19 protein-coding genes are annotated in these 22,531 nt (G+C 75.7%); 12 read left to right on the forward strand and 7 right to left on the reverse strand.

Translation table 11 applies throughout. The features are described from left to right. Positions 1-61 precede the first annotated feature (61 nt). From IEZ08_RS34085 to plsX, 7 genes are all read left to right on the forward strand, one after another. Positions 62-1,621, forward strand: a complete 1,560-nt coding sequence (locus IEZ08_RS34085) for a hypothetical protein (protein ID WP_141703993.1) — start codon at positions 62-64, stop codon at positions 1,619-1,621. 172 nt (positions 1,622-1,793) lie between these two features. Next, a complete protein-coding gene (locus tag IEZ08_RS34090; protein ID WP_189243825.1) occupies positions 1,794-3,029 on the forward strand; it encodes a PP2C family protein-serine/threonine phosphatase in 1,236 nt (411 codons plus the stop codon). A 248-nt stretch (positions 3,030-3,277) separates the two neighbouring features. Next, complete coding sequence (locus tag IEZ08_RS34095; RefSeq protein WP_203863608.1) at positions 3,278-4,363, forward strand: methyltransferase domain-containing protein; 1,086 nt, start codon at positions 3,278-3,280, stop codon at positions 4,361-4,363. 179 nt (positions 4,364-4,542) lie between these two features. Further along, on the forward strand, positions 4,543-7,029 hold the full coding sequence (locus IEZ08_RS34100; RefSeq protein WP_189243827.1) for a HelD family protein: 2,487 nt from the start codon (positions 4,543-4,545) through the stop codon (positions 7,027-7,029). Positions 7,030-7,232: 203 nt separating this feature from the next. Beyond that, the gene (locus tag IEZ08_RS34105) at positions 7,233-8,702 is read left to right on the forward strand and encodes a phytoene desaturase family protein (RefSeq protein ID WP_189243828.1); all 1,470 of its coding nucleotides are present in this window, start codon (positions 7,233-7,235) and stop codon (positions 8,700-8,702) included. Further along, positions 8,699-9,607: a phytoene/squalene synthase family protein gene (locus IEZ08_RS34110; RefSeq protein WP_068923676.1), complete on the forward strand. Its 909-nt coding sequence runs from the start codon at positions 8,699-8,701 to the stop codon at positions 9,605-9,607. Before IEZ08_RS34105 ends, IEZ08_RS34110 begins: the two co-directional genes overlap by 4 nt. Continuing rightward, a complete protein-coding gene (plsX, locus tag IEZ08_RS34115; RefSeq protein ID WP_084780112.1) occupies positions 9,598-10,659 on the forward strand; it encodes a phosphate acyltransferase PlsX in 1,062 nt (353 codons plus the stop codon). The genes IEZ08_RS34110 and plsX overlap by 10 nt, the downstream gene beginning before the upstream one ends. A 5-nt stretch (positions 10,660-10,664) precedes the next feature. On the opposite strand, the gene IEZ08_RS34120 is transcribed toward plsX, so the two are convergent. Further along, positions 10,665-11,303 carry a spheroidene monooxygenase gene (locus IEZ08_RS34120; RefSeq protein WP_068923677.1) on the reverse strand — a complete coding sequence of 213 codons (639 nt, stop codon included), beginning with the start codon at positions 11,301-11,303 and terminating at the stop codon, positions 10,665-10,667. Between the two features lie 40 nt (positions 11,304-11,343). On the opposite strand from IEZ08_RS34120, the gene IEZ08_RS34125 reads away from it, so the two are divergent. Beyond that, positions 11,344-12,006 carry a glycerol-3-phosphate acyltransferase gene (locus IEZ08_RS34125; protein WP_068923678.1) on the forward strand — a complete coding sequence of 221 codons (663 nt, stop codon included), beginning with the start codon at positions 11,344-11,346 and terminating at the stop codon, positions 12,004-12,006. Here IEZ08_RS34125 and IEZ08_RS34130 read toward each other — a convergent pair. From IEZ08_RS34130 to IEZ08_RS34140, 3 genes are read right to left on the reverse strand one after another with little or no spacing between them, the layout of a single operon-like run. Beyond that, positions 11,957-13,288: a glycosyltransferase family 2 protein gene (locus tag IEZ08_RS34130; protein WP_189243829.1), complete on the reverse strand. Its 1,332-nt coding sequence runs from the start codon at positions 13,286-13,288 to the stop codon at positions 11,957-11,959. The genes IEZ08_RS34125 and IEZ08_RS34130 overlap by 50 nt on opposite strands. Continuing rightward, positions 13,285-14,730, reverse strand: a complete 1,446-nt coding sequence (locus IEZ08_RS34135) for a phytoene desaturase family protein (RefSeq protein ID WP_068923679.1) — start codon at positions 14,728-14,730, stop codon at positions 13,285-13,287. The genes IEZ08_RS34130 and IEZ08_RS34135 overlap by 4 nt, the downstream gene beginning before the upstream one ends. Beyond that, positions 14,723-15,502, reverse strand: a complete 780-nt coding sequence (locus tag IEZ08_RS34140; protein ID WP_229803827.1) for a carotenoid biosynthesis protein — start codon at positions 15,500-15,502, stop codon at positions 14,723-14,725. Before IEZ08_RS34140 ends, IEZ08_RS34135 begins: the two co-directional genes overlap by 8 nt. 170 nt (positions 15,503-15,672) lie before the next feature. Here IEZ08_RS34140 and IEZ08_RS34145 point away from each other — a divergent pair, with 170 nt between their 5' ends. Beyond that, positions 15,673-17,028 carry a serine hydrolase domain-containing protein gene (locus tag IEZ08_RS34145; protein WP_189243830.1) on the forward strand — a complete coding sequence of 452 codons (1,356 nt, stop codon included), beginning with the start codon at positions 15,673-15,675 and terminating at the stop codon, positions 17,026-17,028. A gap of 43 nt (positions 17,029-17,071) precedes the next feature. On the opposite strand, the gene IEZ08_RS34150 is transcribed toward IEZ08_RS34145, so the two are convergent. Beyond that, on the reverse strand, positions 17,072-18,028 hold the full coding sequence (locus tag IEZ08_RS34150) for a LysR family transcriptional regulator (protein ID WP_189243831.1): 957 nt from the start codon (positions 18,026-18,028) through the stop codon (positions 17,072-17,074). 78 nt (positions 18,029-18,106) lie between these two features. Between IEZ08_RS34150 and IEZ08_RS34155 the strand changes: the two genes are divergently transcribed. Next, positions 18,107-18,811 (forward strand): CTP synthase C-terminal region-related (seleno)protein, encoded by a 705-nt coding sequence (locus IEZ08_RS34155; protein WP_068923681.1) that lies wholly within the window; start codon positions 18,107-18,109, stop codon positions 18,809-18,811. 55 nt (positions 18,812-18,866) lie between these two features. On the opposite strand, the gene IEZ08_RS34160 is transcribed toward IEZ08_RS34155, so the two are convergent. Then, positions 18,867-20,222, reverse strand: a complete 1,356-nt coding sequence (locus tag IEZ08_RS34160) for an MFS transporter (RefSeq protein WP_189243832.1) — start codon at positions 20,220-20,222, stop codon at positions 18,867-18,869. Positions 20,223-20,320: 98 nt separating this feature from the next. On the opposite strand from IEZ08_RS34160, the gene IEZ08_RS34165 reads away from it, so the two are divergent. Then, entirely contained in the window at positions 20,321-21,289 is a 969-nt protein-coding gene (locus tag IEZ08_RS34165; RefSeq protein WP_229803829.1) for an ArsR/SmtB family transcription factor, read from the forward strand. A 34-nt stretch (positions 21,290-21,323) separates the two neighbouring features. Here the strand turns inward: IEZ08_RS34165 and IEZ08_RS34170 are convergent, their stop codons facing one another. Next, the gene (locus IEZ08_RS34170) at positions 21,324-21,881 is read right to left on the reverse strand and encodes a class I SAM-dependent methyltransferase (RefSeq protein WP_068923683.1); all 558 of its coding nucleotides are present in this window, start codon (positions 21,879-21,881) and stop codon (positions 21,324-21,326) included. Positions 21,882-21,941: 60 nt separating this feature from the next. Here IEZ08_RS34170 and IEZ08_RS34175 point away from each other — a divergent pair, with 60 nt between their 5' ends. Then, positions 21,942-22,490, forward strand: coding sequence for a MarR family winged helix-turn-helix transcriptional regulator (locus tag IEZ08_RS34175; RefSeq protein ID WP_189243834.1), 549 nt, complete (start codon positions 21,942-21,944; stop codon positions 22,488-22,490). The last annotated feature ends 41 nt before the right edge of the window (positions 22,491-22,531 follow it).

The raw sequence follows: 22,531 nt of genomic DNA on the forward strand, positions 1-22,531 counted from the left end.
CGGAGAAGCGCCCAAGATCCACGGGGAGGCGCGCCGCCGACAGGTGAACGGGGAGATCGACATGACCAGACAGGTGATCATCGAGGCCGTCGAGCAGCCGGGACTGACCGCCGAGCAGGTCCGGCGGGTGGCCGCCGAGCACCCGGCCGTGCTGGCGCACCTGGAGACCGCCGACGCCGACCGGCTCATCCTGGGCGAGGCGGCCGCCCTGGGCCGCGAGCCGGACGGGCGGGCGCCGTTCCGGGCGAGCGTCTTCGACCCGGTCTCCAACCGGGGGGTGGAACTGCGCGGCACCGTCGGCCGCCCCGAGCACGCCGAGGTCGTGCCCAGCGCCTACCGGCCCACCCCGGGCCCCGGGGAGCTGCGGGCCGCCGCGGAGATCCTGCGCGCCGACGGGCGTTTCCCCACCGGCGAGGACGTCATCGTCTACCGGCCCATGCCGCCCCTGGCCGACCTGGAGAACCCCGACGGCACCACCACGCGCCGCCCCACCCTGGGCGTCTACACCCCCGGCGGGCCCGTCAGGCACCGCATCGTCGCCGTGGACGTGGCCGCGCGCACCGTCGACTGGTCCCCGGCCGGGGTGAGCGCGGCCATGCACCCCGACCACCCCGACGACTGCGAGTCACGCCTGCCCACGCCGGTGGAGAGCCTGCGCGACCGGGGAGGACCGGACGCGGTCCGGCTGCGCGTGCTCGACGGCGGCACCGAGCTGTGGAACCTGATCGTGGTACGGCCCCGCGCCTCGGCGCCGCAGAACCCCGGCGACGGCTCCGGGGTGGAGCTGCGCGAGGTCCGCCACCGGGGCAGGCTCGTCTTCCGCCAGGCGCACGTGCCGATCCTCAACGTCCAGTACGAGGAGGACGGCGTCACCTACCGCGACTGGCAGAACGAGGAGACCCGCTTCTCGGCCGCCGGCGCCGACCCGGTCGGCTGGGGCTGGCGGATCTGCGACCGGGCGCCGAAGACCATCCTGGAGCGGCCCGACAACGACGCCGGCAACTTCCAGGGCGTCGCCTTCCACGACGGCGGCGGCGGCGAGGTGCGGATCGTCAGTGAGATCGCCGCGGGCTGGTACCGGTACGTGTCGGAGTGGCGCCTGGCCGACGACGGCACGGTCCGGCCGCGTTTCGGCTTCGCCGGGGTGCGCAACCCGCGTACCTGCATGCGCCACCGCCACCACGTCTACTGGCGCTTCGACTTCGACGTCGAGGGCTCCGACAACGACGTGATCGAGCAGTTCGACGGCACCGCCGAGGCCCCCGTCGCGACGCAGATCGTGCGCGAGACCACCCGCCGGCGCCGCCCGCCGGCCCGGTTCTGGCAGGTCACCGACAAGTCCAGCGGCCGCGGCTACCGGATCGTGCCCGGCCCGCACGACAACACCACCGACCCCTACGGCATCGCCGACCTGTGGTTCCTGCGCCGCCGGGCGAGCGAGCTGTACGACGGCAACCCCCACGACGACAACCGGGCGATGCTGGGCCGGTTCGTCAACGGTGAGAGCGTCAGCGGCACCAACGTCGTCGTCTGGTACGCCGGGCACTTCCGCCACGACCAGAACGCCCCCCACCCCCATCAGGGCCACATCGTCGGCCCCGACCTGATTCCGGTCCGCTGACACCCCGCCGGCGGGTACCGATCTTCGGATAGGGCTGTCGCCGGAGCGGGCTCGGCGGGACGCTGTCTACTGCGGCGTCCACCGCGGCCGTGAACCCCGGCCGGGAGACCCCGGCCGGGACGGCGGCGGGCGGGACGGCGGGAACAGTCAAGGAACGGTGAAGGAGCGGCCGGTGCACGGTGACCACGAGCAGATGCTGGGCGGCCTGATCACCGCCCATCACCTGGCTGCCCTGGAGGACCTGCCGGCCCTGATCGCCGGATACGCCGGCCTGACCGGTTTCACCGAACCGGTGCTGTACGTGGCCGACCTGCAGAACCAGTTCCTGGTGCCGCTGCCCGGCCAGTGCGACGCCGGCGGCGGGCCGCTGGGGCCCATCCGCGTCGACACGACCATGGCCGGGCGGGCCTTCCGCTCCCTGGAGATCATCCAGGCCCGGCACACCGGCTGCGGGCCCTCCCCGACGCTCCCCGGGCAGGGCCCGTGGCGGTTGTGGGTGCCGCTGCTGGACGGCACCGAGCACATCGGCGTGCTCGTGCTCACCGCCGCCAGCGACGACGAGGCCACCCGGCGGCAGGCCGCCCGGCTGGCCTCCCTGGTCGCGCTGATCCTGTCCAGCAAGCGCGCCACCAGCGACACCTACGCCCGCCTGGTGCGCACCAGGCCGATGCAGCTGTCGGCCGAGGTGTTGTGGACGCTCCTGCCCGTCAGGACGTTCGCCACCGAGCGGGTGGTGGTCACCGCCGCGCTCGAGCCGGCCTATCTCGTGGGCGGGGACGCCTTCGACTACGCGCTGGTCGGCGACACCCTGTACCTGTCGATCTTCGACGCCATGGGGCACGACACCGCCGCCGGGCTGACCGCCACCATCGCGATGGGCGCCTGCCGCAACAACCGCCGCCAGGGCGCCGACCTGCTGGCCACCAGTGAGGCGATCGACGCGGCGATCGCCGAGCAGTTCGGCGGCACCCGCTTCGCCACCGGTATCCTGGGCCGCCTCGACACCCGGACCGGCCTGCTGACCTGGGTCAACCGCGGCCACCACCCGCCGCTGGTCCTGCGCGGCGGGCACGTGGTGGCCACGCTGCAGGTGGAGCCCAATCCGCCCATGGGCTTCGGGATGGCCGCCCTCCGCCAGCCGTCCCACTACCAGCTCGAGCCCGGCGACCGGCTGTTGTTCTACACCGACGGCGTCATCGAGGCCAGGAACCCCGCGGGCCAGGTGTTCGGCCTGGAGCGCTTCGCCGACTTCGTCATCCGCCGCGAGGCCGACGGCGTCTCGGCCCCCGAGACGCTGCGCCGCCTGATCCAGACCCTGCTGGAGCACCAGCGGGACCACCTCGACGACGACGCCACCGTGCTGCTGGTCGAATGGCACAGCCAGCGGCACCGCCAGCTCCTGCTGTGAGGACGGGATTATTCGGTTGAGCGCGCCGCCTCGCGGGTCCTAGGCTCACGGCCATGATGGTCATGTTCTTCAGCCTCAGCTGAGTTCCGTCGGCGAGACGAGGAGAGCCCCGTCGCCGACGAGGCGGGACGGCGCCGTGCCGTCCCGGGCCGACGCGGGAGAAGAACGATCATCATGCGCGTTCGCGCGATTTCTCTCACCGCTCCGCGTCCCGGCGCCCTCGCCGTCCCATGACGGCGGCGGGCCTGGTGGCACGGTGCGTTCACGGGCTGGAGCCGACGGTCGCCGCCGAGATCCTCCGGCGCGGTCTCGGTGCGGTCACCCGTCTCGGGCACCGCGAGGTGCACTTCCACACCTCCCGTCCCGGTGCGCGGGCTGTCGCCCTGCGCACCGCCGACGACGTCTTCCTCCTCGCCGCGCAGTGCGCCGACGTCGGCACGGCCAGGCGGGACGCCGGCGCGCTCGCCCGTCTCGCCGAGGCGGCCGACCTCGGCTCGCTGGTACGGCTGCGCCGCGAACACGGCGGCCCCGGCGCGCTCACCGGTGTCGAGGTGTCGGCGTCGTTCCTGGGCAGGCGCGGCTTCACCCGCTACGACGTCGAGGACGCCGTCGGGCATGCCCTGGCGCGGCGGCTGGGGACCGGATACCACTCGCGCCGGACGGGGGCCGCGCCCCCGCCCGGCCACAGCGGGTGGCGGGTGACCCTGGACGGCGAGCGGGCCACGCTCATGCTGCGGATCGCCGAACGGCCCCTGCACCGGCGCGACTACAAACGACGGTCCGTCCCGGGGACGCTGCATCCCCCGCTGGCCGCCGCCATGGCGCAGATGGCCGGCATCGGCCCCGGCCATACGGTTCTCGACCCCTGCTGCGGCGCCGGGACGTTGCTGGTCGAGGCCGGCAGGCAGCAGCCCCGCGCCCGGCTGCACGGCTTCGACCTGGACCCGCAGGCCGTGCACGCGGCCGCGGAGAACGCGGCGGGCCTGCCCGTCGTCCTCGGGCGCGCCGACGCCGAGCGTCTGCCGCTGCCGGACGGCGGCATCGACCGGATACTGAGCAACCCGCCCTGGGGCGGCCAGGTCGCCGGCCGCGGCCTGCTCACCGTCTCCCTCTCACGGTGGTGGGCGGAGCTCGGCCGGGTCCTCGCGCCCGGCGGGACGGCCGTGCTCCTGCTCCCCGGCACCGGCGACCTGCCCGCCGGCCTCGACCGGGGGCTCGTGCCCGTGCACCTGCAGCGTGTCCGGATCTCCGGCGCGCAGTCCTTCCTCGTCCAGGCGGTCCTGGAGGAGCGTGCCCGGGACCGCCGTCACAGGCGCACGACGCTGCCGAGGTGATCGACGCCGTCGGCGGTGTCGGCGGCGAACCACAGGCCGCCGGGCGGGAACCGGGGAATGACGGGAACGGTCAGTGACGGGGGGCGGGATGGCGGGAGGCACCGGGGAGCGCTATGCTCAACCCTTCCAAGGTTCTCCGAGCAGATAAATAACCCACTATGCAGGAGAGTACCAAAGAAATGTCGCAGCGTCAAGTCGTCCACCCCGAGAGCGCACTCGCCGTGGCCCTCCGTACCGAGCAGGCCCGCCTCACCCGCCTCTACGACCGCCTCGACGCGGCCCGCGAGCAGGCCCGGACCGCGTTCGCCGCCACGCTGGGGCGGAGCGAGGCGGGCGGGTCGCGGCAGGCCCGGGTCGAGCGTGAGGTCTCCGCCGGCGAGCGGTCCCGCCGCCTGGCCCAGCTGACCGCCGTCGAACGGGGCCTGTGCTTCGGCAGGATCGACGAGACCGACGGGGAGACCCGCTACATCGGCCGGATCGGGCTGCGGGACGCCGACGGTGAGATCCTCCTCACCGACTGGCGCGCCCCGGCCGCCCGGCCCTTCTACACCGCCACCCCGGGCGACCCCGGGCCGCTGGTGCGCCGCCGCCACCTGCACACCCGCGACCGGACGGTGGTCGGCATCGACGACGAGGTGTTCGACCTGGACCGGCTGGGCGAGGGCGACCGGCGCGCCCTGGTCGGCGAGGCCGCGCTGCTGGCGACGTTGCGGCGGGGCCGTACCGGCCGGATGGAACAGGTGGTGGCCACCATCCAGACCGAGCAGGACAGGGTGATCCGCTCCGGCCTGGCGGGGGCGCTGGTCGTGCACGGCGGGCCCGGCACCGGCAAGACCGTCGCGGCGCTGCACCGGGCCGCCTACCTGCTGTACGCCCACCGGGACGTGCTGGAGCGGCGCGGCGTGCTCGTCATCGGGCCCAACACGCTGTTCTCCCGCTACATCGGCCAGGTGCTGCCCTCCCTGGGCGAGACCGACGTGGTGGTGGCCACGCTCGGCGAGCTGTACCCGGGAGTGCGCGCCACCGCCGCCGACTCCCCCGCCGCCGCGGTCGTCAAGGGCGACGCGCGCATGGCCGGCGTCGTCGCCGCCGCGGTGCGCGACCGCCAGCGCCTGCCGGACGGCGACCTGGAGGTGACGATCCCGGTACGGACCTCGCTGCGCGACGGGGTGGAGGTCGTGGTGGAGGAGATGACGATCAGCGCCTCGCACGCCGCCTGCGCCGCCGCCCGGGACCGGGCCAGGGACTCGGGCCTGCTGCACAACACGGCGCGGCGGCTGTTCACGCTGGATGTGCTCACCGCCCTCGCCCTCGACCAGGCCGCACAGCTGGACGCGCTCGGCGCCCTCACCGCCGAGGAGGAGGCCGAACTGGAGGCGCTCCTCGCCGAGGCCGACGCCGGCGTCGGCGCCGACACCAGCGGCGACGCCGGCGGCGCGGAGGACGACTTCGGAGGGGACGTCCCGACCGCCGAGGAGGCCGCGGAGGAGGCCGCCGTGCAGGCCGCCGAGGACCTGCGTCACGCGCGCAGGGTGCTGTGGACGTACCCGGCGGTGCGCGAGGCGGTGGAGGCGCTGTGGCCGTACCTCACCCCGGAGCGCCTGATCGGTGAGTTCCTGGCCGACCCGGCCGCGATCGCCTCGGCCGCGCCGCACCTGTCGCCCGCCGAGTGTGCGGCCCTGCTGCGGCCGTACGGCGCGCCGTGGACGCCCGGTGACGTCCCGCTGCTGGACGAGGCGGCCGAGCTCCTCGGCGTCGACGAGGTCGAGGAGCGGGCCGCGCGCCAGGCCGAGGCGGAGCGGCGCAGGCAGCAGGAGGCGTACGCCCGGGGCGTGCTGGAGTTCACCGGCCTGGTGGACAGCGGGCTGGTGGAGACCAGGCTGGTGGAGGCCGGGATGCTGGCCGAGCGCCACGAGGATCCCGGCCTGGGGACGACCACCGCCCAGCGGGCCGCGGCCGACCGCACCTGGGCCTACGGGCACGTCATCGTGGACGAGGCGCAGGAGTTGTCGGCGATGGCCTGGCGGACGGTGATGCGGCGGGTCCCGGCCCGCTCGCTGACGGTCGTCGGCGACCTGTCGCAGACCGGTTCGGCCGCCGGGGCCCGCTCGTGGGGCGAGATGCTCGACCCCTACCTGGAGGGCCGCTGGCGTGAGGAGCGGCTGACGGTCAACTACCGCACCCCGGCGCAGATCATGGCGGTCGCCGCCGACGTGCTGGCCGCGGTCGCCCCCGGACAGGAGCCGCCGGAGCCGGTGCGCGAGGACGGGGAGCCGCCGCGCGCGCTGCGACTGGAGGCCGTGGGCGGGATCGCGGGCCTGCCCGCCCTGGCGGAGGCGGAGCTGGCGGCGGTCAGAGCCGGCCTGGCGGACGGAGGGCGGCTGGCGGTGATCGTCCCCGAGACGCGGTACGCCGAGGTGTCCGCGCTGTTCCCCTCCGGCGCCGAGGACGTGCTCGACCGCCCGGTCGCCGTGCTGACGCCCGCCGCGGCCAAGGGGCTGGAGTTCGACGCGGTGCTGGTCGTCGAACCCGCCGAGATCCTCGCCCGGGGTCCCGCGGGCGGCCGCGACCTCTACGTCGCGGTCACCCGCGCCACCCGGCGGCTGACCGTGGTGCACGGCGGCCCGCTGCCGGAGATGTTGTCCCGGCTGGCGCAGGACCGCTGACCGGAGCCGCACCGTCCGTGCGGCCATGCGGCCGGTGCGGCCGTGCGGCCGGTGCGGGCGCAACCGTTCCCCGCCATGCGCACGAAGTTCCTCATAGCGATCAAAGGAGCTTCACACATGGTGACGATGATCCCCACGTCCGGCGGCGTGCCCGCCCCGACCGGCGGCCGGTCCGACGGCCCCGCCGCGCGCGGGACCACCTGATGCGGTCCGCCCCGCCGGCCGTCGTGATCGGCGCCGGGCTCGGCGGCCTGTCCGCCGCCGTGCACCTGGCGGCGGCCGGGCGCGAGGTGACGGTCGTCGAGGCCGGCCGGGAGCCGGGCGGCTGCTGCGGTACGGCGCTCGCGGGCCCCTACCGTTTCGACACCGGCCCCTCGGTGCTCACCATGCCCGGCGTGCTGGCCGACGTCTTCGCCGCCGCCGGGGAGGACATGGCGGGGTGGCTTCCGCTGCGCCGCCTGGACCCCTCCTACCGGCTCACCTACCACGACGGCTCCCACCTGGACGTCCTGGCGGACGCCGAGGCGATGGCCGATCAGGTCCGCGCGCTGTGCGGCCCGGCCGAGGCCGCCCGCTACCGGCGCTTCCGCGCCCTCCTGGGCGAGATGTTCCGGGCGGAGTGGTCGTCCTTCATCGACCGGGACATGACCGCGCTGCGCAGCCTGGCCCGGCCGTACGCCCTGCTCAGGCTGGCCGGGATGGGCGGCTTCCGGCGGCTGGACCGGCTGGTGGCCGCCCACCTCACCGACGACCGGCTGATCAGGGCGCACACCTTCCAGGCGCTGTACGTCGGCCTGTCCCCCCGGCAGGCGCTGGGCATCTACGCCGTGATAGCGCACATGGACACCGTGGGCGGCGTCTACTTCCCCGAGGCGGGCGGCATGCACGCCATCCCCCGGGCGCTGGCGGCCCTGGCCGAGAAGAAGGGCGTCACAGTCCGGTACGGCGTGCGCGCCACCCGGGTCGAGGCCGACGGCTCCGGCGTCACCGCGGTACGGCTGGACACCGGCGAGCGCCTCACCACCCGGCACGCCGTGGTCGCCTGCGATCTGCCGCGCGCGCACGCCGGGCTGCTGCCCGAGGGCGCGCGCGACTGGCGGCTGCGCAGGCCGCGCTTCTCGCCCTCCTGCGTGGTGATGCACCTCGGCCTGGACCGGCGACTGCCGGGACAGGCCCACCACACCCTGCACTTCGGGCGGGAGTGGGCCTCGACGTTCGAGGCCCTGCGGCGGGGCAGGCCGCAGCCCGACCCCAGCCTACTCGTCACCCATCCCACGGCGGACGCCGGCGCCGCCCCGGCCGGGCACGCCACGCTCAGCGTCCTGGAACCGGCCCCGAACCTGGCGGCCGGCCGGTGGGCGCACGGCCGCACCGACCGGCTGGTGGAGCGCATGCTCGCCCGGCTGGCCGGGCTCGGCTACGGCGACCTTTCGGGCGCGCCCCGCATGGTGTGGGACCCGCCCGCGTGGGCGCAGGCGGGCCACTCGGCCGGCACCCCGTTCGCCCTCGACCACCGCTTCACGCAGACCGCCTGGCTGCGGCCCTCGGGTGCCGCCCGGCGCGTCCCCGGCCTGCACTTCGCGGGCATGCACACCGCTCCCGGCGTCGGCGTGCCGCCCGTGCTGATCTCCGGGCGGCTGGCGGCGCACCGCATCCTGGAGGAGTCCCGATGAGCCTGACCGCGAGCTACGAGACCTGCCGCAGACTGCACGCGCGCTTCGGCCGCTCCTACTATCTGGCCACGATGCTCCTGCCGGCCTGGAAGCGGCGGCACGTGCACGCGCTGTACGGCTTCGCCCGCTACGCCGACGAGATCGTCGACGCCTTCGACATGGCGGGCGACCGGGCCGCGGCGCTGGAGCGGCTGACCCGCCGGCTGTCGGCGAGCCTGGCCGGCGAGGCGGTCGACGACCGCGTCCTGCCCGCGTTCACGCACACGGTGCGCTCCTTCGGCATCGACCGCGGCGACGTCGACGCCTTCCTGCGGTCGATGCGCGCCGACCTGTCGGTCGGCCGGTACGCCACCTACGCCGACCTGCTGGACTACATGGAGGGGTCGGCCGCGGTCATCGGCACCATGATGCTGCCGGTGCTCGAACCGCTGCCCGGCATGGAGGGGCCGGCGCGCGAGCCCGCCCGTCAGCTCGGCCTGGCCTTCCAGCTCACCAACTTCCTGCGCGACGTGCGGGAGGACCTGGCCCGGGACCGCGTCTACCTCCCCCAGGAGGACCTGGAACGCTTCGGCGTCGGGGAGGCCGACCTCGCCCGGCCGCACGTCTCCCCGCGGCTGCGCGACCTGCTGGCCTTCGAGGCCGGGCGCGCCCGCGGGCACTACCGCGCCGCGCTGGCCGGCGTCGGGATGCTGACGCCCTCCTCGCGGCCCTGCGTGCTCGCCGCGTACGAGCTGTACGGCGGCATCCTGGAGGAGATCGAACGGGCCGGGTTCGACGTCCTGGCCCGCCGTGCCCGGGTGCCGCGCCGCCGCAGGCTGGCCGTCTTCACCCGGCACCTGCTCGCGGCCTCGGCGGCGGGACGGGCCGACCGCCGGGTGCGGGCGGAGGTGCCGCGATGGGTGTGAGCGGGACGGACGGGAACGGGACAGGCGGGAACGGGAAGAGCGGGCGGCCCTCCCCGGTCGTCGTCGACGCCATGGGCGGGGACCACGCCCCCGCCGCGGCGGTGCGCGGCGCGGTCCTCGCCGTCCGCGAGCACGGCGTGCCGGTGGTGCTGGTCGGCCAGGCCGACCGGGTCCGGCGGGAGCTGGACAGGCACGGCGCGGCCGGTGAGATCGACGTCGTGCACGCCCCCGACGCGGTCCCGATGACCGAGCGCGGGAGCGCCGCCGCGGCCTGCGACTCCTCCAGCCTGGCGGTGGGATGCGACCTGGTACGGCGGGGCGCCGGCGCGGCGTTCGTCTCGGCGGGCTCCACCGGCGCCGTGGTGGCCTGCGCCGTGCGCGGCATCGGCCGGGCCGAGGGGGTGCTGCGGCCCGCGCTGGCGGTGGCCCTGCCCACGCTGGCCGGGGGCGCCGCCGTCCTGGTCGACGCGGGCGCGACCGCCGATCCGACGCCGCCGATGATCGCCCAGTTCGCCCTGCTCGGCGCGGCGTACGCCCGCCTCGTGCTCGGCGTCCCCGACCCGTCGGTCGGGCTGCTGACGATCGGCTCGGAACCGGGCAAGGGCAACCGGCTGGCCCGTGGCGCGGCCCGGCTCCTGCCGGAGCTGCCGATCCGCTTCCACGGCAACGTCGAGGGCCACGACGTGCTGTCCGGAGCCGTCGACGTGATCGTCACCGACGGTTTCACCGGGAACGTCGTGCTGAAGAACGTCGAGGGCACGGTGCGCACGGCGCTGACTATGGTCGCCGCGGCGGGTCTCGCCGCACCGCAGCGGCTGCGCGAGGTGGCCCGCCGCTACGACCCGGAGACGCACGGCGGCGCCGCGCTGCTCGGGCTGAGCGGCACGGTCGTCGTGGCGCACGGCTCCTCCGGGGCCGCCACCGTCGCCCGCGCCTGCGTGGTCGCCCGGGACCTGGCTCGGGGCGGGGCCTGCGAGCCGCTCGTCCCGCAGGCCACCGCCCGCCCGGCGGACGGCTCACCCGGGCGACCCGCCCCGGAGGCCGTCCGGTGAACGGCTCACCCGAGCGGGTCGCCCCCGTCCCAGGTTCCCTCGCTGGCGTACGGCGCGAACCTCGCGAACAGCTCCTCGGAGTACCACCCCTCCGCGCGCACGCGGCCGACCACCCGCGCGTGCGCCGCCCCCCGGTAGGCGAACGCGCGCACCGCGGCGGCGTCCCGCCACAACGAGAAGGTGGCCTGCCTGGCCAGCGGCCACTCCCCCACGCCGACCGAGGCCAGGCAGCCCTCCTGGCGCCGCAGCGCCTCCTGCACCGGGGCGACGGACCGGTAGAAGGCGGCCAGGCGGGCGGGCCGGATCGAGGCCCTGGTCAGCACGGCGACCGGCCCGCAGGAGGGGACGGCCGCCGCTCTCGCGGGGCCGAACGGGTCGGTCCCGCCCCACCGGCCCCGCGAGAGCAGCGGAGCCAGCCGTACCTGCCAGTGCTCGCGCGCCTCCCGGCGCCAGCGCGCCGGGACCGGTGAGCGCAGCAGGAACTCCTCCAGATCCCGCTCCCGGCGCCACACCGCCAGCAGGGCCCAGCGCCGCAGGTCGGCGCCGAGCGTCATGGACGGTCCCCGCCCGGTGCCCAGGAGTCTCCAGAACAGCAGACCGGAGGTGCGCCGCAGCACCGGCCGGTCGAGGGCCATGTACCGCATGGCCGCGACATCCGCATACCTGATGAGGTGGAACGAAGCGATGTTTCCCGGGTGGTTCCCCGCGTTCGTGGCGGTCATCGGCGGTTACCTTCTCGGCTCGGTGCCGGTCGCGGTGCTGGTCGCCCACGCCCACGGATTCGATCCGCGGCGCGTGGGCGACCGCAATCCCGGCTTCTGGAACATGAAGGAGCAGCTCGGCCCGCGGGCCGCGGCTCCGGTGTTCGCCGGCGACATGGCCAAGGGCGTGCTCGCCGGGCTGCTCGGGTCGCTGGCGTCCTGCGGGGCGCTGGGTCCCCCGGGGCCGTTCGGCTCCTTCGGGGCGGCCGGTCCCGCCGGCCCGTCCGGATCGTGGCCCCTGACCGGTGGGACCGGCACCGTGGCGGTGTACGCGGCCGTGGCCGCGGCCATGATCGGCCACGCGTGGCCGGTGTTCGCCGGGTTCCGGGGCGGCCGGTCCATCCTCACCTTCGCCGGCGGCTTCGCGGTGATCTGCCCGCCCGCGTTCCTGCTCGGCCTGGTGGTGCTCGCGGTGACGACGGCGTGCGCGCGTTCGTTCGCGATCGGCGCCAGGGCCGCGGTCTTCGGCCTCCCCGTGCTGCAGTTGTTGTTCACCCCGGTGGAGCAGGTGGCGGCCACCGGGGCGCTGATGTGCCTCATCGGGCTCCGGTTCGGCCAGGCGGCGCTGGCGGAGCGCCGCCGGTGACACCGCGGACGGCACCGCGGGCGGCACCGCGGACGGCACCGTCGGTGATGCCGCCGCTCCCGGACGCGGACGCGGTGCCCGCCGGGTAGCGGCGTCCCCGCCAGGTGCGGACCGGGCGCAGCGTGGCCAGCGTCAGCCGTACGGCGGTCGCGGGATCGAGCAGCGGCGACGACCACAGGCCCGGGCCCGGGCGGGTGTAGCTGCCGCGCAGCGCGCCGGTCAGCAGCAGCCGCACCCCGAGCAGCGCCAGGTCGAGCCGGGTCGGCCGGCCGAGCACCAGCCGCGCCGCGGGCAGCGCGCACGTCAGCCAGACCACCGCCAGGTCGGCGGCGAGCCGGCCCGCGCCGGTCACGTCCCGCAGGGGGAGCGAGCGGCCCCACTCGCGCCAGACCTCACCGGCCGACTCGTGCATGTCCACCTCCAGCAGGCCTCCCGCGTCGAGGAAGCCCACCGCCCAGCCGTCGGCGGCCAGGGTCCTGGCGAGCGCGACGTCGTCGGTCATGTGCCCCCGGATCCTGCCGAAGCCGTCGGCCGCGGCCATCCGGTCCCGGCGGAAGGCCGTGCACTGGCCGTTGGCGAGCGTCAGGTGCGGCGGCGGCGGGACGCGCGGGCCGATCGGCCCGAACCGGTAGACCAGCGTGGCCAGGAACGAGGCGTGCAGCGCCTGTTCGGCGGCGCCGTCGCAGACGAACCGGGGTCCGGCCGTCACCAGGTCGTAGTCCTGCAGGGCGGCGGCCATCGCGGACAGCAGGCCGGGCCGGGGCCGCGCGTCGGCGTCGAGGGTCACCACCACCTCGCCCCGCGCCGCCGCCGCGCCCTGGCGCAGCGCCCACTGCTTGCCCACCCAGCCCGGCGGGAGGGGCGCCCCGGCCAGGACCGTCGCGCCGAGGGAGGCGGCCAGGCGCGCGGTGCCGTCGCGGGACTCGTCGTCGACGACGATCACCTCGCCGGCCGCGGGGTCGGCGAGCACGGCGCGCAGGCAGGGGCCGATACGGGCCTCCTCGTCGCGGGCCGGGATCACCACGGATATCTCCGGTGTCCGCGGACCGGCGGGCGACGGCGGCGGGGACGGCGAAGCCACGGGTGACGGGGGCGGGGACGGCGGAGCCACGGGTGACAGCGGCGGCAGCCGGTCCCGGCCCCGCGCGAGCCGCGCGCCGACCGCCACCGCGGCCGCGGCCTGGGCCGCCGTCACCGCCGCCGCCACGACCCTGGCCGCCGCCGGTACGGCCGCGGCTCGGGCCGCCGCCGGTGCGGGAACCCGTACGGCAAGCAGCCTCATCGGCGCCGTCCGGTGACCGGGAAGTCCTCACCGACCAGGGAGGCGACGATGCGCCCGCCCATCGCCACCATCGGCAGGCCGCCGCCGGGGTGGACGGAGCCGCCCACCAGGTAGAGCCCGCGGTACGGGCCCCGGTTGCCGGGACGGCGCAGCGGCGCCAGCGCCCCGTCGTAGGCGGTCCCGTAGATCGCCCCGTTCCAGGCGCCGTACCGCTCGCGCAGGTCGGCGGGGGTGAACAGGTCGACGAACCGCAACCGGCCCGCCAGGTCGTGGCCGCGCGAGGCCAGCCGCTCCAGCACCAGGTCGCGGTAGGTCTCGGGCGTCACGGGCCACCGGGACGGGTCGCGCGCGGGCACGTTGACCAGCATCACCCAGTTCTCCGCGCCGGCGGGCGCCTGTGAGGGGTCGTCCACCGCCGAGCAGCCGATGTAGACCGTCGGGTCCCGGGGCGGGCGGCGGCGCTCGAAGATGTCGGCGAACTCCGCGGCGTAGTCGGCGGAGAAGACGACCGTGTGGTGCGCCAGGCCCTCGGTCCGTCCCTCCACCGCGGCCAGCAGCAGCAGCGCCGACGAGGACGGGCCGAGCCCGGCGATGCGGCGCAGCCGGCCGCGGTGCGGCGACAGCCGCGCGTACAGGGCCGTCGCGTCGGTGTTGGCCACCACCGCGTCGGCGCGCACGGTCTCGCCGTCGGCCAGCCGTACCCCGGACACCGCGCCGCCCCCGGTGAGGATCGCGCCGACCTCACGGGAGAGGAACACCTCCACCCCGGCTTCCTTGAGGAGCGCCGCCAGGTCGTCGGCGAGGCGGGCGAGCCCGCCGGGCAGGTACCAGCCGCCCAGGTCGTGCTCGATCGCCGGGATGCAGCCCAGCGCGGCGGGCGCCCGGTACGGGCTCGACCCGGCGTAGGTGGCGTAGCGGCCGACGTACTGGTGGAGCCTGGGGTCGCGGAAGTGGCGGCGGGCCAGGCCGGCGAGTGTGCGGCCGGGCGCGACCGCCAGCAGGTCCGAGATCCCCGCCCCGGGCGCGGGGCGGGTGAGCGGACCGGCGAAGAACGTCCGCCGCGACGCCTCCAGGCAGCCGCGCGCCCACCCGTGGAAGGCGCGCCAGCGCGGCCCCTCCCCCGGCGCGAGCCGGTCCACCTCGGCGGCCATCCGCTCCGGGTCCCGGTGCGCCGCCAGCCGGGAGCCGTCGGCGAAGCGGTAGTCGCACAGCAGGGCGGGCTCGACCGGTTCCCGTACCACGCCCAGTTCGGCGAAGACGTCCGGGAACGTGAGCAGCGAGGGCCCGAGGGAGAAGGCGAAGCCGTCGCGCCGGTGCTCGGCCAGCTTCCCGCCGAGCCGGGGCAGCCGCTCGTACAGGCGCACGCCGTACCCCCGCCGGGCCAGCAGCAGCGCGCTCACCATGCCTCCCACGCCGCCGCCGACCACGACCACCTCAGTCATCGGCACCTCCCCGCCGGTACCGCCGGCAGGTCCACGCCAGCACGGCGAAGACTCCCATCGGCACTCCTCCCACGATCGCCACGAACGGGTCGCGGGGCTCGAACACCGCCGCGAAGCCGATCGTCTCCATCACCGTCATCACCGTGTACAGACACAGCAGACCGGCCGACCCGGCGACGCGCCGCCCGGCGACGGCGTGGATCACCGCCATCAGCAGCGCCGACACCAGCAGCCAGCCGGCGAAGTTGCTCAGCGGAACGCCCCGGTACACCCCGGGCCCGGCCCAGGCCCACGCCCCCAGCCGGAGCATCTGCGGGTCCAGGAACAGGTCCCACGCGGTCAGCGCGACCGCGCCCGAGAGGATCCGCACCCACCCCTGCCCTGGCGCCACCGCGTAGGCGGCCAGGCCCATCCCGGCCCACGCCAGCGCGACGACCACCGGGACGCCGTCCACCTGCGGCCACAACACGCCGGTGTAGCCGTACTCCCCGAACGGGAAGCCCGTCCTGGTCCCGATCCACTCGGCCGCGAACCCGACGGCCGCCGCGGCGCCGAACGCGGCGGCGGCCGAGGACGGGGACGCGGCCGCCGCGGTGAAACTCACCGCGCAGCCGGCCAGCAGCACGACGACGAGGCCGACCAGCGCGACCGAGCGCGGTTGCAGCCCGGAGGCGACCTGGGCGGCGGTCATCGCCGCCAGGAGAGCGGCTCCCGCGACCGCCGGGATCCGCCGCACCGGCCGCCGGGCATCGATGGTCCGTATGTCTTCCACATTGAGAACCTTCGTAGCGGCGGCGCGATCAGACGCATGCCGCGCACACGACTCCGGCCCGGGGCGGGCTGTGGCTGGCTGTGCCCCGATCCGCCGGCGCCGCCTCGGCTCATCGCGCCAGCACCCCTTAGCCTGGGGCGATCCAGTCGTCCTTGGGAGGGATCTCGTCGATGTCGCCGGTTCTGGAGAGTACGGCCCGCGCGCTGCTGCGCAGGATCGCGGTGGAGCAGGCCGGGTCGCGGCTGCCGTCGCTGGCCGCGGCCGTGGTGCGTGACGGGCGGATCGCCTGGTTCGGCGCGCGCGGCCGGGTCGGGGGGGCCGCGCCCACCGAGGCCACCCAGTACCGGATCGGATCGATCACCAAGAGCATGGTCGCCGTCGTCGTCATGCGGCTGCGCGACGAGGGCCGCCTGGACCTGCTCGACCCGGTCGGCAAGCACATCCCCGGCACGCCCGTGGGCGAGGTGACCGTCGCCCAGCTGTTGTCGCACACCGCCGGGCTGACCGCCGAACCGCCGGGCCAGTGGTGGGAGCGCACGCCGGGCATGCCGTTCGAGGAGCTGCTGGCGCTGCTGGGCCCGGAGACCTCCCGGCACCGGCCCGGCCGCCGCTACCACTACTCCAACCTCGGCTTCGGCCTGCTGGGCGAGCTGGTGGCCCGGCACCGCGGGACGGACTGGGCGCGCGCCGTGCGCGAGGAGATCCTGGAGCCGCTGGGCATGCGCGACACCACCACCCGGCCCCGCGCCCCGCACGCCACCGGCTACGCCGTGCACCCGTGGGCGGACGTGCTGCTGCCCGAGCCCGAGCACGACGCGGTCGCCCTGGCCCCGGCCGGGCAGATCTGGTCCACCCCGGCCGACCTGGCCCGGTGGGCGGCGTTCGTGGCCGGTGACACCGGGGGCGTGCTGGCGGAGTCGACGCTGGCGGAGATGCGCGAGCCCGCGACCGTCGACGACGGCGACGCCTGGACCGGAGGGTACGGCCTGGGCCTGCAGCTGGCCCGCGCGGGCGGCCGCCGCCTGGCCGGGCACACCGGGTCCATGCCGGGCTTCCTGGCCTCGGTCTGGGCCGACCCGGCCGACCGGACGGGTGTGCTGTTCCTGGCCAACGCCACCTCCGGGGTGAGCCGGACGCTGCTGACCGACCTGCTGGCCGTGCTGGACGAGCACGAGCCGCGGTTGCCGGCCGAGTGGGCGCCCGCGGAGGTCGATCCGGGACTGCTGGAGCTGACCGGTCCCTGGTACTGGGGGCCGGCCCCCTACGTGCTGCGGCTGCTGGGCGGCCGGGACCTGGCCCTGATCCCGCTGAACGGCACGGGCCGCACCTCACGGTTCGCCGCCCGGGCCGACGGCACCTGGCTGGGGCTGGACGGCTACTACGCCGGGGAGACGCTGCGCCTGGCGCACCGCCCCGACGGCACGCTCAGCCATCTGGACCTCAACACGTTCGTCTTCACCCGCACCCCCTACGACCCGGCGGCCGAGGTGCCCGGCGGCGTGGATCCGGACGGCTGGCGGAGCTGAGCGGCGGGCCCGGGCCCAGGCGCCTGACCGCGCCCGGGCGCGGTCAGGCGTCCGGGCCCGCGGCGGCCGGGGAGGCGGTCAGCGCGTTCACCAGGGCGGCCGGCGGGCCCGTCAGGGTGCCGTGCAGCACCTCCACCCGGTGCACCACGCGCGGCGCGGCCAGCGGGACGCCCACGACGCCGGGCCCGGCCACCGGGCCCGGCGGACCCGCCGGTTCCGCTGGGCCCGCCGGGTCCGCCGGGTCCGCCGTCAGCGCGGAGGCGGGCAGCAGGGTCAGGCCGTGCCCGGCGGCGACCAGGGCCGTCACCGTGCGCAGGTCGTGGCCCTCGTAACGGAACGCGTCCCGGAAGCCCTCCTGTCCGGCGGGCAGGCCCGCCACCTCGCGCAGCCGCTCCACCGCGACCGCGGCCGGGGCCTGCACCCACAGCGCGCCGGCCAGGTCGTCCAGGGCCAGGCCCCGCCTGCGCGCCAGGGGGTGGCCCGCGGGCAGGACCACCAGCAGACGCTCCTCGGCCACGCCGACGGCGGTCAGCGGGCCCACGTCCGGCAGGCGGAGCGGGTCGCTGGGCGCGGCGATCCCGTCGAGCAGCCCCACCTCGGCCGTGCCGGAGGCGACCTGCTCGGCGACGTCGCGGCGGTCCAGGGTGCGCAGCGTCACCTCCAGGCGCGGCCCGCGCAGGCGGCGGGCGAGCGCGGGCGGGCAGGCCAGCGGGGAGGCGGCCACGACCAGGCGGCGCGGCGGTCCGGCCGCGGCGCGCAGCACGTCGGCGCGGGCGGCGCGGTGGCGCAGCAGCAGCGGCTCCGCGTGTTCCAGCAGGCGTCGCCCGGCCGGGGTGGGCACCACCGGCCGGCGCTGCAGCAGCGGCGTCCCCAGGTCCGCCTCCAGCGCCGCGACCTGCTGCGACACCGCCGACTGGGTGTAGCCGAGTTCACCGGCCGCCGCGGAGAAGGACCCCAGGCGGGCGACGGTGACGAATGTGCGCAGCAGATGCGGATCCACAGTTCATCAGTATCTCTTATCGACTCAGCAAGAATCATCGTTGGCGCTTACCTGTGGTGGACCGTCAGGATGACGGGCATGACCACCGCCACAGTCGCCCTGGTCGGCGACCGATCTCCCGGCGTCCAGGCCCACACCCGCGTCCCCGCCCTGCTGACGGCGCTGCACGAGCGCGACGGGCTGACGCTGGACGCCTACTGGATTCCCACCCCCGACGCCGGTGACCTCGCCGGGTTTGACGCGATCTGGATGCTGCCCGGCAGCCCGTACCGGAGCGAGGCCGGGGCGGTGAACGCCGCCCGCACCGCCCGCGAGCACGGCATCCCGTTCCTGGGCACCTGCGGCGGATTCCAGCACACCCTGCTGGAGTACGCCCGCCACGTCCTGGGCCTGGCCGTGGCGCACGCCGAGAACGACCCGGACGCCGAGGAGTTCCTGCTCGTGCCGCTGGAGTGCTCGCTGGCCGGCCACGAGGACGAGGTACGGCTGGCGCCCGGCTCCCTGGCAGAGCGGATCATCGGGGCGGAGCGGACCGTGGAACGCTACTCCTGCAACTTCGGGCTCGACTCCGCCTACCTGCCGCGGCTGGAGGCTGGCGGGCTGCGCTTCACCGGCCGGGACGAGGCGGGGGCCGTACGGATCCTGGAGCTGCCGGACCACCCGTTCTTCCTGGCCACGCTCTTCCAGCCGGAGCTCGCCGGGGACGGCACCCGCCCGCATCCGATCATCACCGCCTTCGCCTCGGCCGCCGTCGCCCACGCGGCGCGGGTCCCGGCGCCCTGAGCCTCGGCGGGTCCCGGCGTTTCGGCCGGTCCGGTGCTCCGACCCGGCACCGGATTCAGCCGGGCGCCGTCCCGCGGCCGCCCTCCTCGTCGCCCGGGAGGTCGCGCAGCGTCCGCAGCGGCGAGAACATGATCGGCAGGAAGCTCACCACGAGTACCGCCGCACCCGCCCACAGTGCGGCCCGGGTGCCGGCCGCCTCGCCGATCAGCCCCGCCGCCCCGGCGCCGATCGCCAGGGCGCCGGTGAACATGAACCGCAGCGTCGCGGTGACGCGGCCCAGCAGGGGGCCGGGGGTGACGCGCTGCCGGAAGCTCACTTTGATCACGTTGGCGACGCCGACCTTGTAGGTGACCGCCATCCATCCGGCTCCGGCCAGCCACAGCCCCGGCCCGGTGCCGAGCAGGGGGATCAGGGGGGCGAACGGTACGATCGCCACACTGCTCAGCCAGATCAGGCGGCTCTCCCCGAAGCGCCGCCCGAGCCGGGCGGCGCCCGCCGAACCGAGGAGGAACCCGGCTCCCCCGGCGGTCAGGAACACCCCGAGCCACACCGGTGACAGGCCGAGCTCCCGTACGAACACCAGGGGCAGCATCGTCTGGACGATCTGGATCGCCAGGTTCGTCAGCGCTCCCTCCAGCGCGATGGCCCGCAGGATCGGGTGCCCGGTGACCATGCGCAGCCCCTGCCCGATCTCGCGCGGCAGGCTCGTGCGCTCCCCGCGGGCGATGGGGGGTTCGGCCCGGGTGATCCCGCGCAGGCACACCGCCGACCACAGGTAGCTCAGCGCGTCCGCCAGGATCGCCACCGGCGCCGACAGCAGCTGGATCAGCAGGCCGCCGATGCCCCGCCCGGCCAGCTGGTTGGCGGCGTCCATGCTGACCAGCGCGGTGTTGGCGGCCGTGAGCCGGTCCGGGGCGACCAGGTGCGGCAGGTAGCTCTGGTCGGCGATGTCGAAGAACACGGTGGCGAACCCGCAGATCAGCACCACCGCGCACAGATGGGCGAAGGTCAGCGTCCCCAGCCACCAGGCCAGCGGCACCGACGCCAGGAGCGCGGCCCGCACCAGGTCGGCTGCGACCATCACCGGCCGCCGCCGCATCCGGTCGACCCACGCCCCCGCGGGCAGGCCGACCAGCAGGAACGCCAGCGTGCTCAGCATGGCCAGCACGCCCAGCTGGCCGGGGGTGGCCGCCAGCGCGGTCACGGCGGCCAGCGGGACGGCCAGGTGACCGATCGAGGTGCCCAGCTTGCTCGCGGCGGCCGCGGCGAACAGCCTGCGGAAGTCCGGGTCGGCGAAGACCGTCCGGCCCGGCGGCGCCGCACCGGACGGTGCCGTCTCCCCGGTCTCCCCCGTCGCCCTCCCCCGGGCCCGCTCCCCGGTCTTGTCCGATGTCCTCTCCGGTGTCGTCATGCGGCCGACCTTGCCGTCCCCGCGCCGAGGCCTCTATTAATTCAGGCAGGAACGAATCCAAGTGGCCCGCTCCGCGCGGGGCGGGGAGGGAAGGTGCCGTGCTGAAGCTCGGGTTCGGCTTGGCCGACCTGGCGTGCACTAGGTTCGCGTTCTCTCCGCTGTGGGAGGTCGTCGCCAGCGTCCGGGTGCTCAAGAACCCCGGGGAGCACCCCCTGCACCGGCCCTGGGTGACGGCGGTACGGCCCCGCCTGGAGGCCTCCGGCCTGGACTGGGGAATGCTGTCCGACCTGGTGCCGGTGCCGACCCGGGTGATCCCCGCGTTCGTCTGCCCGCCGCCGGTCACCACCTCCCCCGATCTGGAGGTCGAGCTCGCCACGATGCGCTCGACCCCGCCGGGCGACGTGCGCGGTTACGGCGACAGCCCGCGCCTGACCGTCCTGCGTGAGGACCCCGCGGCCGGGCTGGAGCGGCTGGCCGACGTCATCCGGGGCTACTGGGCGATCACGCTGGCGCCGTACTGGCCCCGGATCCGCACCCTGCTGGAGGGCGACGTCCTGTACCGCGCCCGGCGGCTCGCCGAGGGCGGCGCGCACAGCCTGCTCAACGACCTGGATCCGGCCGTCCGCTGGGAGGACGACACCCTGTTCGTGGCGCACCGGCACGTGTCGGCGGTCCGGGAACTGGGCGGGCGCGGCCTGCTGCTGGTGCCGTCGGTGTTCGTCTGGCCGCGGCTGTTCTCGGTGACGGCTCCCCCCTGGCAGCCCACACTGCGCTACTCCCCTCGCGGCGTCGCCACCCTGTGGGAGCGGCGGACCACCGGCGTGCCCGAGGCGCTGGCCGCCGTGCTCGGCCGCTCACGCGCCCTGCTCCTGGCCGAGCTGGACACGCCCGCCTCCACCACCCACCTGAGCAGCCGTACCGGGATGTCGATGGGCGGGGTGTCGCAGCACCTGACGGCGCTGCGCGACGCCGGTCTGGTCAGCGCCCACCGGAGCGGCCGATATGTTCTGTACGCCCGGAGCGAGGCGGGAGAGACGCTGCTCTCGGCGGCGGCCCGGCCCGCCTGACGGCGCAGGCCGCAGCCGACGAGGACGAGTGGCCTCAGGCGGGCTGGGCCACGAGCCGGCCGACCAGGACGTTGACGCGCTCCCGCCGCACGGTGTACCCCGGGAAGGCGGCCCGGGCGGCGATCTCGGCCCGGCGCAGCGCGGGCCGGAAGTCGTAGATCCACAACTGGCCGCCGGGGCGCAGCACGCGGCGCAGTTCGCGCACTCCCGCGCCGGGGTCGTCCCAGTGGTGCTGGCTCATGGTGGACACGACGAGGTCGAAGGCGCCGTCGGGATGGGGCAGGTCGGCGACGTCGCCGACGGTGAAGCTCACCCGGTCGTTCCCGGCCGCGGCGCGCCGCGCGTAGGCGATCATGTCGGCGGACAGGTCGAGGCCCTCGGCATGGAGATCCGGGCAGTCGCGCGCGATGGCGATCGGGACCCGGCCCGGGCCGGTGCCCGCGTCCAGCACGCGGGATCCGGCGGGCAGTCCGGCCCGAGCGACGTCGGCGACGGCCCGCGTGTAGACGGGCCGGAATCCGAACAGCCGGCTCATCCGGTCATAGAACCCGGCGTGGTTGAAGAACCCGAACAGGGTGGCGTGAGCGCTCATGGCTGCCCCTCCTATAGTTGCATGGCACAACTCTCTTCTCGCCGAGCATAGGATGAATAGTTGTACGGCACAACTCATGAGACCGGATTCCCCGACGACGACCTGCGCTGCCTGATGCGGCTCATCGTCCGCGCGGGCGGGTTGCTGGAACCCCGGGAGTACGGCGGCCTGCGCGTCTCCCTGTCCGAGGTGTTCGCGCTCGGCGAGCTGGGAGACTCCGGCACGTTGTCGCAGCAGGAGCTGGCCGCCCGGCTGGGCCTGGAGAAGAGCACGGTGAGCAGGCTCGCCGCGGGCCTGGAACGCCGGGGCTGGTTGTCGCGCGAGCGCGACCCGGCCAACCGGCGCTTCTACCGGCTGGGCCTGACACCCGAGGGGTGGACGGCCGTCGAACGGATGGGCCGGGAGTTCCGCGCCACGCACGCCGCCCTGCTCGGCGCCCTCACCCCCGCCGAGCGCGAGGGACTGGCCCTCGGCCTGGCCGGGCTGATCCGCGCCCTCTCCGCACTCGGCGGAGAACACGGGCACGGGCCTGGACACGGGGAAAACGGCGGAGACGGCCGGGAAGACGGAGAAAGAGGCGGGGACGGGGGCGGAGCAGGAGAAGATTGACGACGTTGTCGGTGCCGCGCGGTACGGTCGTCCGGCACCGA

Source organism: Planobispora rosea (genome assembly GCF_014648175.1).
GTDB lineage: Bacteria > Actinomycetota > Actinomycetes > Streptosporangiales > Streptosporangiaceae > Planobispora > Planobispora rosea.

What these genes read in the sequence shown, in the direction of transcription:
- IEZ08_RS34105 (WP_189243828.1), top strand. Translation starts at nt 7,233, where the DNA reads ATGCGGTCCGCCCCGCCGGCCGTCGTGATCGGCGCCGGGCTCGGCGGC.
- plsX (WP_084780112.1), top strand. Translation starts at nt 9,598, where the DNA reads ATGGGTGTGAGCGGGACGGACGGGAACGGGACAGGCGGGAACGGGAAG.
- IEZ08_RS34130 (WP_189243829.1), bottom strand. Translation starts at nt 13,288, where the DNA reads ATGAGGCTGCTTGCCGTACGGGTTCCCGCACCGGCGGCGGCCCGAGCC.
- IEZ08_RS34120 (WP_068923677.1), bottom strand. Translation starts at nt 11,303, where the DNA reads ATGCGGTACATGGCCCTCGACCGGCCGGTGCTGCGGCGCACCTCCGGT.
- IEZ08_RS34160 (WP_189243832.1), bottom strand. Translation starts at nt 20,222, where the DNA reads ATGACGACACCGGAGAGGACATCGGACAAGACCGGGGAGCGGGCCCGG.
- IEZ08_RS34100 (WP_189243827.1), top strand. Translation starts at nt 4,543, where the DNA reads ATGTCGCAGCGTCAAGTCGTCCACCCCGAGAGCGCACTCGCCGTGGCC.
- IEZ08_RS34170 (WP_068923683.1), bottom strand. Translation starts at nt 21,881, where the DNA reads ATGAGCGCTCACGCCACCCTGTTCGGGTTCTTCAACCACGCCGGGTTC.
- IEZ08_RS34125 (WP_068923678.1), top strand. Translation starts at nt 11,344, where the DNA reads ATGTTTCCCGGGTGGTTCCCCGCGTTCGTGGCGGTCATCGGCGGTTAC.
- IEZ08_RS34145 (WP_189243830.1), top strand. Translation starts at nt 15,673, where the DNA reads ATGTCGCCGGTTCTGGAGAGTACGGCCCGCGCGCTGCTGCGCAGGATC.
- IEZ08_RS34110 (WP_068923676.1), top strand. Translation starts at nt 8,699, where the DNA reads ATGAGCCTGACCGCGAGCTACGAGACCTGCCGCAGACTGCACGCGCGC.
- IEZ08_RS34085 (WP_141703993.1), top strand. Translation starts at nt 62, where the DNA reads ATGACCAGACAGGTGATCATCGAGGCCGTCGAGCAGCCGGGACTGACC.
- IEZ08_RS34155 (WP_068923681.1), top strand. Translation starts at nt 18,107, where the DNA reads ATGACCACCGCCACAGTCGCCCTGGTCGGCGACCGATCTCCCGGCGTC.
- IEZ08_RS34135 (WP_068923679.1), bottom strand. Translation starts at nt 14,730, where the DNA reads ATGACTGAGGTGGTCGTGGTCGGCGGCGGCGTGGGAGGCATGGTGAGC.